Here is a 15,891-nt window from a genome sequence, read left to right on the forward strand (position 1 = left end):
TGACTACTCGCAGTTGGTCTCGCCGTTGAGCTGCACGGCGATTCTCGTATCCGATGGCAGCGTAATCGTGATGGAGAACCAGAGTCCGGCTGCCTCTTTGACCCAGACGATGGTGCGCGAGTCGATGAGATCTGATTGGTCAGGGCCGCTGATGTCTGGCAGGTATCCTCGTTCGGTGAATCTGGCTCCGAGCTGCCTTTCCGCTCCGTCGAGCTTGTTGTCCGGATCGGGGTTGAGAGTCGGCAGTTGGCCAGTGGCGGTGAAGACGCGCTTCAACCCGCCATCACAGGAGACGTCGCTGGTGGCCGCGTTCGTGATGTCGATGGAGTCGTCCACCCAGTTGTCCCATGCCATAACGGCCTTGCCGTCCGCGGCGAGTTGAGCGCCGGCTTCCGGCAGGGACGGGCCAGACGAACACCCAGTCGCCGCAACAACTGCCAGCAGGCCGATAAAGCAACTCCGCGCGACACGCAACCCCGTACCTCCACAACGCCATGAAGCCCGGACCCCGCGTCCCGGGCCACGTCCAGCGGGAATCACGAGAGGCGCGGAATACGGGGCTAGGCATTATCGCCATGAACGCGAATGACCAGTCAAGCCGTTCCACCACCCCGGCATCATCCTGGTTTTTGAATGTTTGTTCGAATTTAAGGATCACTATCCCGGTCACTGACCGCCCAGGTCCCACATCCGGACCCGCTCGTCCCGCCCGGCACTGATCAGCAGGGTGCGGCCGTTCAGGTAGGTCAGCTGGATGACGCCGTAGCGGCGGCCGACGCTGATCGGCGGGCCGAGCTGGGTGCCGTCGGTCAGGTTCCAGACGCGGGCCGTGCCGTCTTCGGCGGTGGTGACCGCGATCGGGCGGTCGCCGATGACGCCGGTCCTGATGTGGACGATGGTGCCGCCGTGGCCGTTGAGCTGGCGGAGTTCGCGGCCGGTGCGGAGGTCCCAGACGCGGACGACGGGTCCGGCGCCGCTGAGCACGAGGGTCGTGCAGCTCACCTGGGCGGCGGCGGGCCGGGCCTCCCGGGAGCCGGGTGAGCGCACGTCGAGGATGGTGCCGAGGCGGCGGCCGGTGTACAGATCCCAGATCCTGATCCGCTTCCTGACGTCGATCACGACGTCTCGGTCGGCCAGCCGGGTGACGATGGCGCGGGTGACCGGCTGCTCGCCGGTGATCGGGATGGGCGCGCCGATCGGCGCGCGGGTGGTCAGGTCGCGCAGGCGGACCCGGCCGGACTCCTCGCCGAGATGGGCGGGGTGGCCGTGGAAGGAGAGAATCCAGCCGGCGCCCAATCCCGGCAGTATCGGTTCGAGCGCACCCGTGGCTCCGAGCTCCCAATAACGCAACTCGTCATCCCAGGTACTGACAATTGGCTTCATCCCCGGAATGTCAGTGAAGAGCGGATATTTCACGGTTGGGGCAGTGTCACGCAGGACCTCGACGCGTTGGCGGGTGGCCAGGTCCCACACCATGACCGTGCCGTCGGCGCCGCCGGAGACGAGGACCCTGCGGCCGTCGCGCTCGGCGATGGCGAAGGACTCGATCTCGTCGGTGTGGCCGATCGGGGTCGTGGCGGCGAGCTGCGTCGCGGTGGTGAGATCCCAGAGGCGGAGCGCGTTGTCGCCGCCTCCGGTGAGCGCGACCGGACGGCCGTCCAGGTCGCCGACGGCCAGCTGGACCTGGTCGTAGACCAGGCTGGTGTACCCGCTGGGCTGCGCGGGCGGCGGGTGGCCGGGCAGCCGGGCGATCTCCTTCCGCGTCGCCGGATCCCAGAGCGAGACCGTGCCGGCCGGCGGATAGGCGGTCCCGAGCTCGTAGCGGTCGGCGCCGAGGTTGACGGTGAGCAGCACGGCCCTGCCGCCGATCGTCGCCGTTCGCACGGTCGAGAAGTCGCCGTCGATCTTGCCGGCCTTCGTCCCCGAGGCGAGGTCCCCGAGGGTGACGTCGTCGGGGCCTGGTTCGTTCTCGTCGCCGCCGTTGCCGTTCACGGCCGCGGTGAGCCTGCCGCCAAGGGTGAACAAGACCATCGCGTGGACGCTGTTGTCCTCGCCGAGAGACATGATCGGCGCGATCAGGCGGCCGGTGCCCGCGTCCACGACCCGCAGCTCGTCCCCTGCCGTGACGCGTACCGTCCGGCCGTTCAGGCGGCCGGTCCGCACGTCCTCGGTTTCACGGCCGATCTCGCCGCCGCTCTCGGGCTCGCCGAGCGGCGTCAGCCCCGGCAGCGCCCAGGTCCGCAGGGTGCCTTCCTGGCCGGTGCTGACCGCCACGGTCCGGTCGCCGCGCCGCTCGAAGCCGACGCCGGTGATGTTGGTGTGCTCGTCGCCGCCGAAGGTCTGCGCCGGGCCGAAACCGGCGGGGGCGGCCGCGCGGGGCCGCTCGTCGCAGAACTTCTGCGGGTACGGCCAGCGAGGGCTCGCGGTACTCGCGGCGGACGAAGCGCGCGGGACGACTCCGGCCACCAGCAGGACTGCTACGAGCAGCAATCTCCTCATGTCAGTGAGATCACGAAATGTCGCCCGTTGTTCGCGTCGAGACCTCATCGTGACATGCGTTCCCCGCGGCCGTCGCGCTCACGCTGGTCGGCGCGAGCGCGACGGCCGTCCCGATCAGCTGTAGACGCCGAACTCCCAGAGCGAGTAGCCGTAGGGGGTGCCGCGCTGGGTCATGTTCACCCGGACGTATCTGGCCGACACGTTCAGGTCGATGCCGTCGAAGCCGCCGTCACCGGTGGTGGTGGTGAAGACGTTGGTCCAGGTTGTGCCGTTGGGCGAGGTCTGGATCTGGTACGCCTTGCCGTACGCGGATTCCCAGGCGAGTTGCACGTGCCTGATCGCGGTGGTCGCGCCCAGGTCGACCTGGATCCACTGCGGGTCGGCCCACTCGCTGGCCCACCGGGAGGTGTAGCTGCCGTCGGTGGCGCGGTTCGGGGTGAAGGGGCCGCCGTCGCCGGTCGCCTGGGATGTGGACGCGGTGGTCGGCTTGCCGATCGCCACGTTGGTGCCCTGGACCACCGGTGGCACGACCCGGAACGACTTCTGCTCGATGCCGACGTTGCCGTGGCCGTCGTACGCGTAGACGTACACCTTCCAGACGCCCATCTGCTGCGGTGCGGTCACCGTGAAGCGGCCGGGCGCGGTCTGGGTGAAGCGCACGTGGTCGAAGCCGCGGTTGCCGTTGATGTGCTTGTTGCTGTACATCAGGTTGTATCTGATCAGGTCGCCGTTGGGGTCGGTGGCGTTGGCCTCCACCGTGAACTGCTGTCCGGCGGGGACCGCGGTGGGGGTGCTCACCGTCATCGAGGTGATCTCGGGCGGGGTGTTGGCCGAGGCCACGCCCGAATAGGCCTGCTTCAGCGCGTGGTAGCCGTGCCGCCGCCAGCCGCCGGTGAAGGTGTTCAGCCAGACGCCGCCGAAGTCGTTCTCCAGGCCGTAGTGGAACTCGGTGGCCCCGAGCGCGACGCCGGTGTGGCCGTGGATGGCGTTCCAGCTGGCCGTGTACATGGCGCGTTTCTGCAGGTCGGTCGGCTCGGTCGGGACGCCGTTGACGTCGTTGGGGACCTCCCACTCGCCGTCGGGGCCGGCCTCGGTGACGATGTAGGGCTTGGTGTAGCCGCCGCTGATCCAGTCGGTGCGTACGGTGCCGATCGCGCCGTAGGAGTTCACCGCGAGCAGGTCCAGCGACGGGGAGTGCGCCTTGTAGTACGTCCAGGCGTGGGTGTACGCGTCGGTCGAGGTGACCGGGTGGTTCGGGTCGGCGGCGTGGATGGCGTCGGCGACCTCGTTGACGAACTTCGCGTACGCCACCCGGCGGGCCTCCACCACATCGGCCGGGAGGCCGTGGTCCTGCATGGTCAGGATGACCTCGTTGCCGACGTCCCACATCAGCACGCCCTGCCGGTTCTTCAGCGCGTTGACCCGCGCGACGATCTCGTTCTTCACGCTCGTCTTGTACGCGGTGTCGTTGACGTAGTCGGCGCCCTGGTTGAGCCAGTGCCCGACGATCACCTTGATGCCCTGCTGGGCGGCGCGGTCGAGCAGGACCGGCGTCTGGGTGTCGTCCACGCCCCAGGTGCGGATCGTGTTGACGCCCATCGCCTTGAGGTCGCGCATGTAGCCGTCGGCGGCGGCCTGCGGGGGGCCGTAGGTCAGGCCTTTGATCTCGTACGGCCCGCCGTTGACGGTCAGCTGCCAGTTGCCCTGCGTGCCGGTGACGCGGACGACGCTCGGCCCGGCCGGAGTGGCGGGGTCGGTCATCGGAGTTGGAGTGGTCCCGGATTGGCGGGCGACCGAAACCCAGTCGACGTTGAGCGTGCCGCCGGAGGTGGTGTCCGCGGTGGGTGTGGTCGTGCCCGCGAGCGCGTTCGGGAGGGAGCCGCCGATGGCCAGGTCGAAGCGGAGGTAGAAGCCGTGGTGTACGGCGGCCTGCCAGGCGGTCACGCCGACCTGGCTCTCGCGGACCACCCAGGTCTGGCGGCCGTCCAGGTAGAAGCGGATCTCCTCGTCCTGCTTGGTCCTGTCGATGATCTGTGTGTACTCGTGGTAGCCGGTCTGGCAGCCGTCGCAGGAGGCGAAACCGCTGGTGCGGCCGTTGTACTCGTTGCAGACGCCGTCGGGGGCGGTGCCGCAGTGGAGGGTGTTGGCGAGCTGGCTGCGGCCGTTGACGTTGGTCATGATGTCGGTCTCGCCGACGGTGGGCCAGTTGTTGTAGTTGCCGCGGTAGGCGGCGCCGGTGGCGCGGAAGCCGGGCCAGTAGCCGAGAGGGTTGGTGACGTCGGGCTGCTTGAGGCGGGCGGAGAAGCGCAGCATCTCGCCGGGTTGGGGGGCGAAGTCGGTGCGCTGGGTTTCGACGCGGCCGGAGGTCCAGGCGCCGGCGCCGTCCTTGAGGGCCTTGATGGCGAGGGTGCCGGTGCCGTCGAGGGAGACGTTGGCGGTGGAGGCGGACATCGTTTCTACTTCGCCGGTGCCCCAGTTGGCTGCGCCGCCGGGGTATTGGGTGCCGGTGCGGAGGAGCCAGTTGGCGGCGCTGGGGGAGGTTCCGGCGGGGCCGGTGAAGTCGTCTCGCCAGACTTCGGTCCAGTTGACGGGGTCGGGGGACGGGGAGGGGGAGGGGCTTGGGCTCGGGCTTGTGGTGGTGCCCGCGTGGACGGCGAATTCGTAGAGGGAGTAGCCCCAGCCGGTGTTGCGAGCGGTGCCGTGCATGCGGATATAGCGCCCGCTGCCGGAAATATTCAGGGTTTGTGTGCCGCCGGTGCCGGTGGTGGTTGTGTAGATGTCTGTCCAGGTTGTTGCGTTCGGGGAGGTCTGGATTTTGAAGGCGGTGGCGTAGGCGCCTTCCCAGGTCAGGACGACCTTGCAGATCTGGTAGGTCGTGCCGAGGTCGATCTGGAGCCACTGCGGGTCGCTGTAGGCGCTGGACCAGCGGGTGACGGTGGAGTTGCCGTCGACGGCGGCGGAGGCGGGGGTTCCCGCGTTCTCGATCGAGGAGGCGGTGGCGGGTTTGCCCTGGGCGATGTTGAGGGGGTCGCAGGTGGCGGTGGGGGTCGGGGTTGGCGTGCCGGTCGTGCCGTACACCTGGAATTCCCAGAGGGAGTAGCCGTAGCCGGTGCCGCGGGCGGTGCCGTACATGCGGATATAGCGCCCGCTGCCGGAAACATTCAGGGTTTGTGTGCCGCCGGTGCCGGTGGTGGTCGTGTAGATGTCTGTCCAGGTTGTTGCGTTCGGGGAAGTCTGGATCTTGAACGCGGAGGCGTAGGCGGCTTCCCAGGTCAGGACGACCTGGGACACCGTGGCTGTCGCGCCCAGGTCGACCTGGAGCCACTGCGGGTCGCTGAAGGAGCTGGCCCAGCGGGTGCCGGTCAGGTTGCCGTCGACGGCGGCGGACGCGGCGTAGGCGGCGCCCTCGGAGGAGGAGGCCGTGGCGGGCTTGCCCTGGGACAGCAGGGTGTCGGCGGCCAGGGCCGGGGTGATGAGCGCCAGGCCGGCCGCGACTAGTGCGGCGATCATGGCGGTGACCAGGCCTAATCGCAGACGGCCTGAGCTGGGTGACGGGTGCACGGGCTCTCCTCGGAACGGGGGGTGCCGGCCGGGACCGGAAACGTTGGGGAGAGCGCTCTCCATACCGAGAGATTGGCGCTGCCGGACAAGGGTTGTCAAGGGGGAATCGTCCCAATCCGAAATGTTCCGCTCACTTTCCCGACACACGATTTTTCGGGATTTATCGGCTTTTCGGGATTTATCGGCGTGAGGGGTTCTGAGCTTGGCCATTGACACGGATCGGAGCGGGCCCTGACCCTAGGGCTTAATGGAGAGCGCTCTCCGTACTCGACGAGAGGACCTGGCGTGATCGACGACGAGCTCGACCACCTGGTGGAGAAACTGGACCTGGCGCAGAAGGTCCGGCTGCTCGCCGGCGCGACGGTGTGGCGCACCCACGCTGAGCCCGCCATCGGCCTGCAGGCCATGCTCAGCTCTGACGGGCCGGTGGGGGTGCGCGGTGAAGGCTGGGACGAGAGGAACACCTCGCCGACCCTGCCCTCGCCGACCGCGCTCGCCGCGACCTGGGACGAGGACCTGGTCGAGCGGCTCGGCGCGCTGCTCGCCGCCGAAGCCCGGCGGAAGGGGGTGCACATCCTGCTGGCGCCCACGCTCAACCTGCACCGCTCGGGACTGGGCGGCCGGCATTTCGAGTGTTTCTCGGAGGATCCTCTGCTGACCGGGCGGATCGGCGCGGCCTACATCCGGGGCGTGCAATCCGGCGGGGTGGCAGCCACCGCCAAGCACTTCACCGCGAACGACTCCGAGACCGAGCGAATGACAGTCGACGTCCGCGTCGACGAGCAGGCCCTGCACGAGCTCTACCTGGCCCCTTTCGAGGAGGCAGTCAACGCCGGCGCCTGGGTCATCATGTCCGGATATAACGCGGTAAATGGGACGACGATGTCGGAAAGTCCTCTGCTCGCGGATCCGTTGAAGGAGCGCTGGGGGTTCGATGGGGTCGTCATCTCCGACTGGGGTGGCGTGCGATCCACCCTGGCCTCGGGCCGGGCCGCGCAGGATCTCGCCATGCCGGGTCCGAACGCGTACTGGGGTGACGCTCTCCTGGCCGCCGTACGATCCGGTGAGGTTCCCGAGTCCGCCATCGACGACAAGGTCCGCCGCATCCTGCGCCTGGCCGAGCGCGTGGGGGCACTGGATCCCGGCGGAAATGACGTGATGGACGCGACCGCTGAGGAGCACCGGCCTCGCGCCCTCGCGCCGCGAGGCGGTCATGGTGACCCGGTTCCCGATCACACCGCCGCGTTGTTGCGGCAGGCGGTTGCCGCGGGATGTGTGTTGTTGCGGAACGAGGGCGCCCTGCTGCCGCTCGACCCCGCAAGCCTGCGGCGGGTGGCCGTGATCGGGCCGAACGCGGCGGCCGTCCGGATCCAGGGCGGGGGAAGCGCCGGGGTATATCCGGATTCCGTCGTCTCGCCGCTGGATGGCATTCGCGATGCTTTGTGCGGAACCGCCGAGGTCGCGTACGCCCCTGGGGTGTCGACAACCGATCTCCCCACGCCACTGGAAACCGTGAACGCCCGCAATCCCGGCACCGGCGAACCCGGCCTGCTCGTCAGGATCCTGGACGCCGACGGAGTGGAAATCCACGCCGAACACCGCCTGACCGGCCGCCTCCTGGAACCAACCGTGGTCGACTCCGCCGCGACCGTCGAAGTCCGCGCCCTGCTAAATCCAGCTATATCCGGAGATTGGCGGCTGGCTGTCGCCGGATGGGGGCGCGTCGCCCTGGAAGCCGACGGCCGTACGCTCCTGGACGAGGAGATCCCGCGCGACACCGACGACCCCGCGACCGTGCACCTGCACCCGCCCTACCGCACCGCGCACCTCGCCCTCACCGCGCAGACCCCCGTCGAACTCGTCGCCAGGCGGCAACTCGCCCCCGACACCGGCCGCGCCACCGTACTCGCCGCCGACCCACCCCGCCTCGACGACGACCGCGAACTCGCCGCCGCCGCCGACCTGGCCCGGACCTGCGACGTCGCCATCGTCGTCATCGGCACCACCGAAGAGATCGAAAGCGAAGGCCGCGACCGCACCTCCCTCGCCCTCCCCGGCCGCCAGAACGACCTGGTCACCACCGTCGCCGCCGCCAACCCGCGCACCATCGTGATCGTCAACTCCGGCGGCCCGATCGCCATGCCCTGGCACACCCAGATCCCCGCCCTCCTGCTGACCTGGTTCCCCGGCCAGCAGGCCGGCCACGGCCTCGCCGACATCCTGCTCGGCGGCACAGAACCCGGCGGCCGCCTCCCCACCACCTGGAACGATTCACCCATCGCCACAACCACCCCCGCCGCAGGCACCCTCGACTACACCGAATCCCTCGACATCGGCTACCGCGCCTGGCTCCGCCGCCCCGACTCCCCCACCTACTGGTTCGGCCACGGCCTCGGCTACACCACCTGGTCGTACGAGTCCATCACCGCCGACAACCCCCTGACCATCCGCGTACGCCTCCGCAACACCGGCCCCCGCCCCGGCCGCGAACTCGTCCAGCTCTACCTCTCCGCCCCTCCCACCACCAACCCCCGCCCCCACCGCTGGCTAGCCGCCTACACCCCCGCCACCGCAAACCCCGGCGAATCCACCGAAGTAACCCTGCACCTGACCCCCCGCTCCTACCAGCACTGGTCCCCCACCCACCACTCCTGGCAGACCGAACCCGGCACCTTCACCATCCTGTCCGGCCCGAACGCCAACACCCTCCCGCTCCGCACAACCATCACAGTCAGAACTGCAGATCTGCCCAGTCGACGCTGATGGGGATGGGATTGGCGACGGCAGGAGGCCCTCCTGCCTCGTCCTTCATGAAGGTGCCTGTGTGCTTGTAGAGCATCGTCGCCCGGTCGAGTCGATAACGCTCGATGATCGACACGCCGGTGCGATCGAGCCGGACGATCCAGTAGTGCGGGATGCCTGCTTTCGCGTACTCACCGAGCTTGTCGGTCGTGTCCTGGGTCTCCGAACCGGGAGACACGATCTCCACCACCAGGAGCGCATGCTCGGCGCGCAGCCGTTCGCCCTGATCTCTGTCCAGACAGCGATAGAGCGCCACGTCGGGACGACGGTTGAGCAGCGGGACATCCCGCAGCCGGAGATCGATGTCATTGTTCACGGTGATGGGCTCGTGGCCATTATCCATCGCCACGCGAGCATGACGTTCCAGCAGGTTGGCCAGGCGCCTGCCTGCGGTCTGGTGATCAGGGGTGGGGACCGCGCAGTACACGACGCAGCCGTCCACGATTTCGATGGCCTTTGCGATCTCCTCCGGAAGCGCCTCATAGTCCTCGGCGGTGACGCATGCAGGCTGAGGACGAATGCTGAGCAGCCAGCTGTCATCCGGCAGTGCTGGCATCAGGCCTCACCTCATCATGTCCGGACCTGACAAGCCTATTGTCCGGGTGGAGCGTGACCTGCGGTAGCTGAATGGAGAGCGCTCTCCCATGGCGCACCCGTTTCTTGAATCCGGTTTCAGGGCTGTGAACTGGATGTTTCGGAAATGTGGAGCTGCACGTCTTGACAATTCCGGATGCAGGGGGCCAATCTCACGTGGAGAGCGCTCTCCCCCTCGCGGTCTGTTCGGACGGCGGGGCACCCCCCATGCATAAGGAGAGGCTGTGCATCCATCCAGGAGATCGGGGCGATACCAGTTAGGCCTGGTCATCGCTACTCTCGTCGCGCTGGTCGCAGCGGGTCTCGCCGTTGTCAGCAGCGCGGCAGCGGCGGCGGACAGTTTGTTGTCGCAGGGTCGGCCGGCTTCGGCGTCGTCCACTGAGGGCGGGGGCTACGGAGCCGGGGCGGCGGTCGACGGGAACAACGGGACCCGGTGGGCCAGCGCGTTCAGCGATCCGCAGTGGATCCAGGTCGACCTCGGGGCCACGGCGACGATCTCCCAGGTCGTGCTGGCCTGGGAAGGCGCGTACGGCAAGAGCTTCAAGATCCAGACATCCCCCAACACCACCACGTGGACGGACATCTACTCCACCACGACCGGCACCGGTGGCACCCAGACCCTCAACGTGACCGGTTCCGGACGCTACGTCCGCATGTACGGCACCGCCCGCGGCACCGGCTACGGCTACTCCCTCTGGGAGTTCAAGGTGTACGGCACCGGCGGCAGCGGCTCCACCCCCATGCCCAGCCCGACCTTCACCGACGAGGTCACCCACCACGAGTTCCAGGCCAACTGCGCCTTCACTCAGAACCGCCCGGACGACCCGATCGTCTACCCGGGCCTGCCGGGCGCGTCCCACATGCACACCTTCGTCGGCAACACCACGACCAACGCGAGCAGCACGGCGGCGTCCCTCCTCGCGGGGAGCACCTCCTGCACCAACCCGCACGACCGCTCCGCCTACTGGTTCCCGAGCTTCTACAAGGGCGCCGACCTGATCCAGCCCATCGGTGACCAGGTCATCTACTACAAGTCCGGCATCCTCGAATACTGGCGGGTCCAGTCGTTCCCGCAGGGCCTGCGGTTCGTGGTCGGCAGCCCGACCGCGACCCTGGAGCAGTTCCGCGACTCCCCCGGCACCGTCGAAGGCTTCGAATGCGGAAATATCTCCTTTAGCTGGGATATTCCGACTAACTGCCCGGCGGGGAGCCAGGTGAACGTCCGCTACCAGGCGCCCAGCTGCTGGGACGGCGTCAACCTGGACAGCGCTAACCACAAGTCTCACATGTCCTACCCGGTCAGCGGCTACTGCCCGGAGTCCCACCCGGTCCCCGTGCCGATGCTCGAATTCAAGATCGCCTTCCCGGCGAGCGGCGACCTCACCCAGGCCCGTCTCTCCAGCGGGCGCGGCTACACCTGGCACTACGACTTCTTCAACGCCTGGGACAACCCCGCCATCCTGCAGGCCCTGGTCACGCACTGCATCAACGGCGGCCTCCAGTGCAACCCACGCGGCTACGACCAGTACAAACCCCACCGCGGCGCGGCCCTCACCCCCGCCTTCGAACTCCCCTGACCCCGAAGAAAACCGACCGCGAAGAACCCTGACCCCGCAAGATCCTGACCCGAGGAATCCTGACCCGAGGAATCCTGACCCCGACGAAACGCTGACCGCACGTGCCCGGACCCGGCACCCGGCGCACCCGGGCCCGGGCACGTGCCCCACATATGCCGATTTAGCTCGATATTTCGCCTCAATGGCGGTGCCGACCGACATGCACGCCGCCGACGTCTGACCGTGTCCTTCCGCGATGCCCTGTGGCACTGTCGGTGAATGGGATTCGACGCATCGACCCGAATCCACGGCCGCCGCGTCCAACCACCGCCGATCAAACCGAACGCTCCGCCTTAACGGCCGTTCAGCGGTTCAATCGTGCGTACGACGGTTGTCCACGGAGGCGAGGCGTGATCGTGCCGGAAAGTGGTTTCGTCGGGCGGGAACGCGAACTCGCCGTTCTCAACCAGGCCTGGGAGAGCGCCCAGCACAGCGAGACACGGATCATCAGCATTGACGGTGATCCGGGTATCGGGAAAACCGCATTAGTACGCCGTTTCCTCCGCGAAGCCAAACCGGAATCCCTCGTCTGGGCCAGCGGCGACGAAGCGGAGATCGATCTCCCCTGGGGTGTGCTCACCCAGATCGCTCAAGCCCTCCCGGCGATCGGGTCACCGAGCACCCCCTGGGAGGCGCGCGCGGATCCCGTGTTCATCGGCCACGCGCTGGCCCGCGAGCTGCAGGACCGCAAGGACCTGGTCCTCGTCATCGACGACGCCCATTGGGCGGACCGGCTCTCGCTGGCCACCATCCGCCTGGCCGCCCGCCGCCTGCTGGCCGACCCGATCCTGCTCATCGTGATCCACCAGACGCCCGGCCCGCTCGACCGCATCATCCACGACGGCCCCGCTCCGGCCCTCGACGACAACTGGCGCCGCCTGTTCGACTCCGACCGGGGCCTCCGCCTCTCCCTCCACGGCCTGACCGCCCCCGACCTGATCCGCCTGGCCGTCGATCACGGCCACCCCGGCCTCTCCCCCGGCGGCGCCGCCCGCCTCCACACCCACACCGGCGGACACCCCCTGCACGCCCGCCATCTCCTGAACGAACTCCCCCTCCACGCCATCAACTACGGCCACGGCCCTCTCCCCGCTCCCCGAACCCTGACCACCACCCTCAGATCCCACCTCGGACGATGTTCCCCTGCCACCCGAAATGTCCTCGCGGCGGCTGCCGTCCTCGGCACCAAATCCACCCTCACCGCCCTCCGCACCCTGGTGGAAACGCAGACCCTCGCCACGGAGGCGATCGAGCCGGACCGGGGTGATATACCCGGATCGACCGTTGCCGAGGAGATCTTCAGGAAGGCCGTTACCGAGGCGATCGAGCTGCGCCTGCTGGAGGAGGTGCCCGGCTCGGCAGGAATGGAGCTGGGATTTCCCGGAACGATGGTGCGAGGGCTGGTCTATCACGAGATCGATCGCGGATGGCGGCGCGAGCTGCACCGGCGAGCGGCGCGGCGGGGTGGTGCCGGAGCGTTATGGCATCGGATCGCCGGTGCCGAAGGGCAGGACGAGGAACTGGCCAGAGATGTCGAACGGGCGGCACGGGAGCAACTGGCGCAGGGCTGGATACCACTAGCGGCCATGCTGTGGCGCCATGCCTTGGAACTGACGCCAGCAGGGCCGACGCGGGGACCTCGGCTACTGGCGGCGGTCGAGGCGTTGCTGGTAGCAGGGGATATCGCGACAAGCCTGGAATATCAGGGCGAGGTCGCCAGCCTCTCGTCGGAGCGCGATATCCAGCGACAAAGCGAAATCGCCGACCGGCCATCGGGGGACGAAACCCCTCGACCGGGCGAGGTCGCCAGCCTCGCATCGGAAAGCAGCATCCAACGACAAAGCGAGATCGCTGGACCGTCATCGGACAGCGGCATCCCTCGAACGAGCGGCGTTGTCGGCCTCTCATTTGAAGGCGGCATCCAGCGACAAAGCGGGATCGCCGACCGGCCGTCGGGGGACGAAATCCCTCGACCGGGCGAGGTCGCCAGCCTCGCATCGGAAGGCGGCATCCAACTACAAAGCGAGATCTCCGACCGGTCGCCGGGAGCCGGAATCTCCCGGCCGGGCGAGGCCGCCGACCTGCCGTCCGGGGACGGTATCCGGCGGTGGGCCGACTATGTGCTTGGATATCAGCTTTTGCTGACCGGGCAGGTTGCCGAAGCGGCGATGGCGTTGCGGCGGGCGTTGGTGTCGGGTGAACGGCACAAGCGGGAGCCCGTGGATCTGGAGGCCAGGATCGCGTCCCAGCTGACCATCCTCGGCGTGCTGACCGTGTCGTACCCGGAAATGATCCAGCACGCGACGACGGCGGTGGCGACCGCGAAGGTGCCATGGGTCGCGGCGTTCGCGTGGTTCGCGAAGTCGATCGGGCTGGCGGTGGTCGGGCGGAGCGGGGAGGCGCTTGCCGCGCTCGCGGGGGTGGACGCGCCGGGGGCGCCGTCGGGGCTGGACGGGCTGGTGGCGCGGGGGATGATCCGGCTGTGGACGGATGACCTGGAGGGCGGCCGGAGCGATCTGGCGGCGGCGGTGAACCGGGCTACGCGGGGCGAGCCGTTGCGGGTGGGGCAGGCGCTGGGCTTTCTCGGGGAGGCCGAATACCGGCTGGGCGCGCTCGGCGAGGCCGTGTTGCACGCGGAGCTCGCGGTCGGTGACGCGGAGGACAACAGCCGCGTCTGGGACTACGCGATGCTGCACGCGATCGCCTGCTATCCGCTCGCGGCGCAGGCGGAATGGGCCAGGGCCGAGGCTCACGCGGAGCGGGCCAGCCGGTGGGCGCGCCAGGTCGGAACCCCGGCGGGGATCGTGTACGCGGCGGCGGCGCAAGCCGTACTCGCTCAGGCCAGGGATGACGCGGCGTGGCTGCTGGCGGCGGCCGAGGAGGCGGAGGCGATCTATCCGGTGGAGGAGCCCGGCACGCACCTGCTCGGGCCGGTGCGGGCGGACGCGCTTTCGCGATTGGGAAGGGTCACCGAAGCCGCCGAAGCGCTGGCGCGGTTCCAGGTCCGGCTCGGGTCGTCGCGCCGCAGGTCGGTCGAGATGTGTGTGGCCCGGGTGAAGGCCCAGATCGCGTCCGTTTCCGGACGGCATCAGGAGGCGCTGGACGAATACCGCGTCGCCCTGCGAATCGCCCGGGAGACCGGCATGCGCCTGGAAGCGGCGCGGATCGAGCTGTCCGTCGGCCGGTGCCTGCACGCGCTGGGCCGCCGCGCGGGGGCCGAACGTTCGTTCCGCGTCGCGATTGAACGGTTCACCGCGATCGGCGCGAACGCCTACATAATCCAGACCCTGGACGCCGCCGGCCAGGCCGGAATGACCTTGGACGCGCCCCCGGCCGCGCTGGCCGCGCTCACCCCCGCCGAACGGGCGGTCGTCACCCTGGCCGCCGCCGGGAATTCCAATCGGGAGGTCGCCGAACGCCTGGTGCTCAGCGTGAAGACCATCGAATTCCACCTCACCAACGTGTTCAGGAAACTCGACATCACCACCCGCGACGAACTCCGCCAAGTGCTGCCAGAACCAGGGTGGCCACACGAAATCCCTGGGGTTCACCCCGGAAGCCCCGGCAGCACCCGCGACCTACGCTGATCGTCAAACCCACCCGTATTAACGAGAAACCCGTCCCAACCAGCCGCATGGCCACCGACGAGGTGATCCGCCGCTGCGGCTGCCAGATCACGTCTTTCTCATTAATAGGAGGCCTGACCCCTCATGCGCAGACGATCGGTGATCGCTTTGATCGCCACCGCCATCCTGGCCCTGCCCGGCCATTCGCTCGCCTCGTCCCACCACGGCCCCACCAACGGCTTCTCCGCCAAGGGCCCGTGGAATACGAAGATCCCCCGCTATGTACGGCTCGCGCCCAACTCCCAGGCCATCGTCGACAACATCAAGCTCGACAAGGAACAGAATTTCGGCTCGTGGGCCATCAACACCGACGAATACTCGGCCCCCATCTACACCGTCGGCCGCCACACCCCGAAGAAGAAGTGGACCTTCTCCGACTGCCTCAACCTCCCCCACCTGGCCCCGGTGATCGCCGACAGCCTGGCCGCCGTCCCCACCCCACCTGACATGATCGTCTCCAAGGGCACCGACGCCTCGGTCGCGATCTACCAGCCGTCCACCGACACCTACTGGGACTTCTGGCGCGCCGAGAAGGACGCCGCCGGGAACTGGTCAGCCTGCTGGGGCGGCAAGATCGAGCACTACTCCAAGAACCCCGGCATCTTCGACAACCCGCTCGGCGCGACCGCCACCGGCCTGCCCTTCGGCGCGTTCTCGATCCGGATCGAGGAGCTCCGCCGCGGCCGCATCGACCACGCCCTGAACATCGTCACGGTGCGAACCCGGGCGAACTGTAACTCCTGGCCGGCCTCCCGCAACGACGGCTGGGTCGAAGGCGCCGACATCCCGTGCGAGGGCCAGCGTTTCCGCCTGGACCCGACCTTCGACGTCAGCACCCTCACCAGCCCCGCCGCCCGCACGATCGCCCGGGCCATGCAGGAGTACGGCCTGATCATGACCGACAAGGGCGGCGCCCTGGTCACCTACGCCGAAGATCCTCGCCCGTACATGGCCCACAACGGCGGCGTCGACCCCTACACCCTGCTCTTCGACCCCACCGACCTGGTCCCCGACGGCGTGGAGAAATACCTCGTGCTCTCCGAGATCCCGGTCGAACGCCTGCAGGCCCTCCCCCTCGACTACGGCCGCCCCAGGCCGTAAACCGGTCGGTCCGGGCGGTAACCCCCGCCGCCCGGACCGTTAAGGGTTTCCTCTGATCCGCTTATTCGGGGATAATTCCGGCAGTGGAGTCT

8 protein-coding genes are annotated in these 15,891 nt (G+C 68.4%); 4 read left to right on the forward strand and 4 right to left on the reverse strand.

Annotated elements, in window-relative coordinates; all coding sequences use genetic code 11:
• Nucleotides 1-3: 3 nt before the first annotated feature.
• The 3 genes from ABGB08_RS08650 to ABGB08_RS08660 all read right to left on the reverse strand — a co-directional run bounded on the left by ABGB08_RS08650 (nt 4) and on the right by ABGB08_RS08660 (nt 6,009).
• Nucleotides 4-474, reverse strand: a complete 471-nt coding sequence (locus ABGB08_RS08650; protein WP_347588153.1) for a hypothetical protein — start codon at nt 472-474, stop codon at nt 4-6.
• A 192-nt stretch (nt 475-666) separates the two neighbouring features.
• The gene (locus ABGB08_RS08655; protein WP_347588155.1) at nt 667-2,499 is read right to left on the reverse strand and encodes a hypothetical protein; all 1,833 of its coding nucleotides are present in this window, start codon (nt 2,497-2,499) and stop codon (nt 667-669) included.
• 114 nt (nt 2,500-2,613) lie between these two features.
• Nucleotides 2,614-6,009: a discoidin domain-containing protein gene (locus tag ABGB08_RS08660; RefSeq protein ID WP_347588157.1), complete on the reverse strand. Its 3,396-nt coding sequence runs from the start codon at nt 6,007-6,009 to the stop codon at nt 2,614-2,616.
• Between the two features lie 336 nt (nt 6,010-6,345).
• Between ABGB08_RS08660 and ABGB08_RS08665 the strand changes: the two genes are divergently transcribed.
• Nucleotides 6,346-8,823 carry a glycoside hydrolase family 3 C-terminal domain-containing protein gene (locus tag ABGB08_RS08665; protein ID WP_347588159.1) on the forward strand — a complete coding sequence of 826 codons (2,478 nt, stop codon included), beginning with the start codon at nt 6,346-6,348 and terminating at the stop codon, nt 8,821-8,823.
• Here ABGB08_RS08665 and ABGB08_RS08670 read toward each other — a convergent pair.
• Entirely contained in the window at nt 8,792-9,418 is a 627-nt protein-coding gene (locus ABGB08_RS08670; protein WP_347588161.1) for a Uma2 family endonuclease, read from the reverse strand. The genes ABGB08_RS08665 and ABGB08_RS08670 overlap by 32 nt on opposite strands.
• A gap of 262 nt (nt 9,419-9,680) precedes the next feature.
• Between ABGB08_RS08670 and ABGB08_RS08675 the strand changes: the two genes are divergently transcribed.
• The 3 genes from ABGB08_RS08675 (at nt 9,681) to ABGB08_RS08685 (ending at nt 15,799) form a co-directional block, all read left to right on the forward strand.
• Complete coding sequence (locus tag ABGB08_RS08675; protein ID WP_347588164.1) at nt 9,681-11,033, forward strand: DUF1996 domain-containing protein; 1,353 nt, start codon at nt 9,681-9,683, stop codon at nt 11,031-11,033.
• Nucleotides 11,034-11,422: 389 nt separating this feature from the next.
• Nucleotides 11,423-14,659, forward strand: a complete 3,237-nt coding sequence (locus tag ABGB08_RS08680; RefSeq protein ID WP_347588166.1) for an AAA family ATPase — start codon at nt 11,423-11,425, stop codon at nt 14,657-14,659.
• A 123-nt stretch (nt 14,660-14,782) separates the two neighbouring features.
• Nucleotides 14,783-15,799, forward strand: coding sequence for a hypothetical protein (locus tag ABGB08_RS08685; RefSeq protein WP_347588168.1), 1,017 nt, complete (start codon nt 14,783-14,785; stop codon nt 15,797-15,799).
• The last annotated feature ends 92 nt before the right edge of the window (nt 15,800-15,891 follow it).

The sequence above is a fragment of the Acrocarpospora sp. B8E8 genome (assembly GCF_039871605.1).
GTDB lineage: Bacteria > Actinomycetota > Actinomycetes > Streptosporangiales > Streptosporangiaceae > Acrocarpospora > Acrocarpospora macrocephala.

Excerpts from the sequence above, each read along its gene's own strand:
- ABGB08_RS08655 (WP_347588155.1), bottom strand. The coding sequence starts at position 2,499 with ATGAGGAGATTGCTGCTCGTAGCAGTCCTGCTGGTGGCCGGAGTCGTC.
- ABGB08_RS08660 (WP_347588157.1), bottom strand. The coding sequence starts at position 6,009 with ATGATCGCCGCACTAGTCGCGGCCGGCCTGGCGCTCATCACCCCGGCC.
- ABGB08_RS08670 (WP_347588161.1), bottom strand. The coding sequence starts at position 9,418 with ATGCCAGCACTGCCGGATGACAGCTGGCTGCTCAGCATTCGTCCTCAG.
- ABGB08_RS08685 (WP_347588168.1), top strand. The coding sequence starts at position 14,783 with ATGCGCAGACGATCGGTGATCGCTTTGATCGCCACCGCCATCCTGGCC.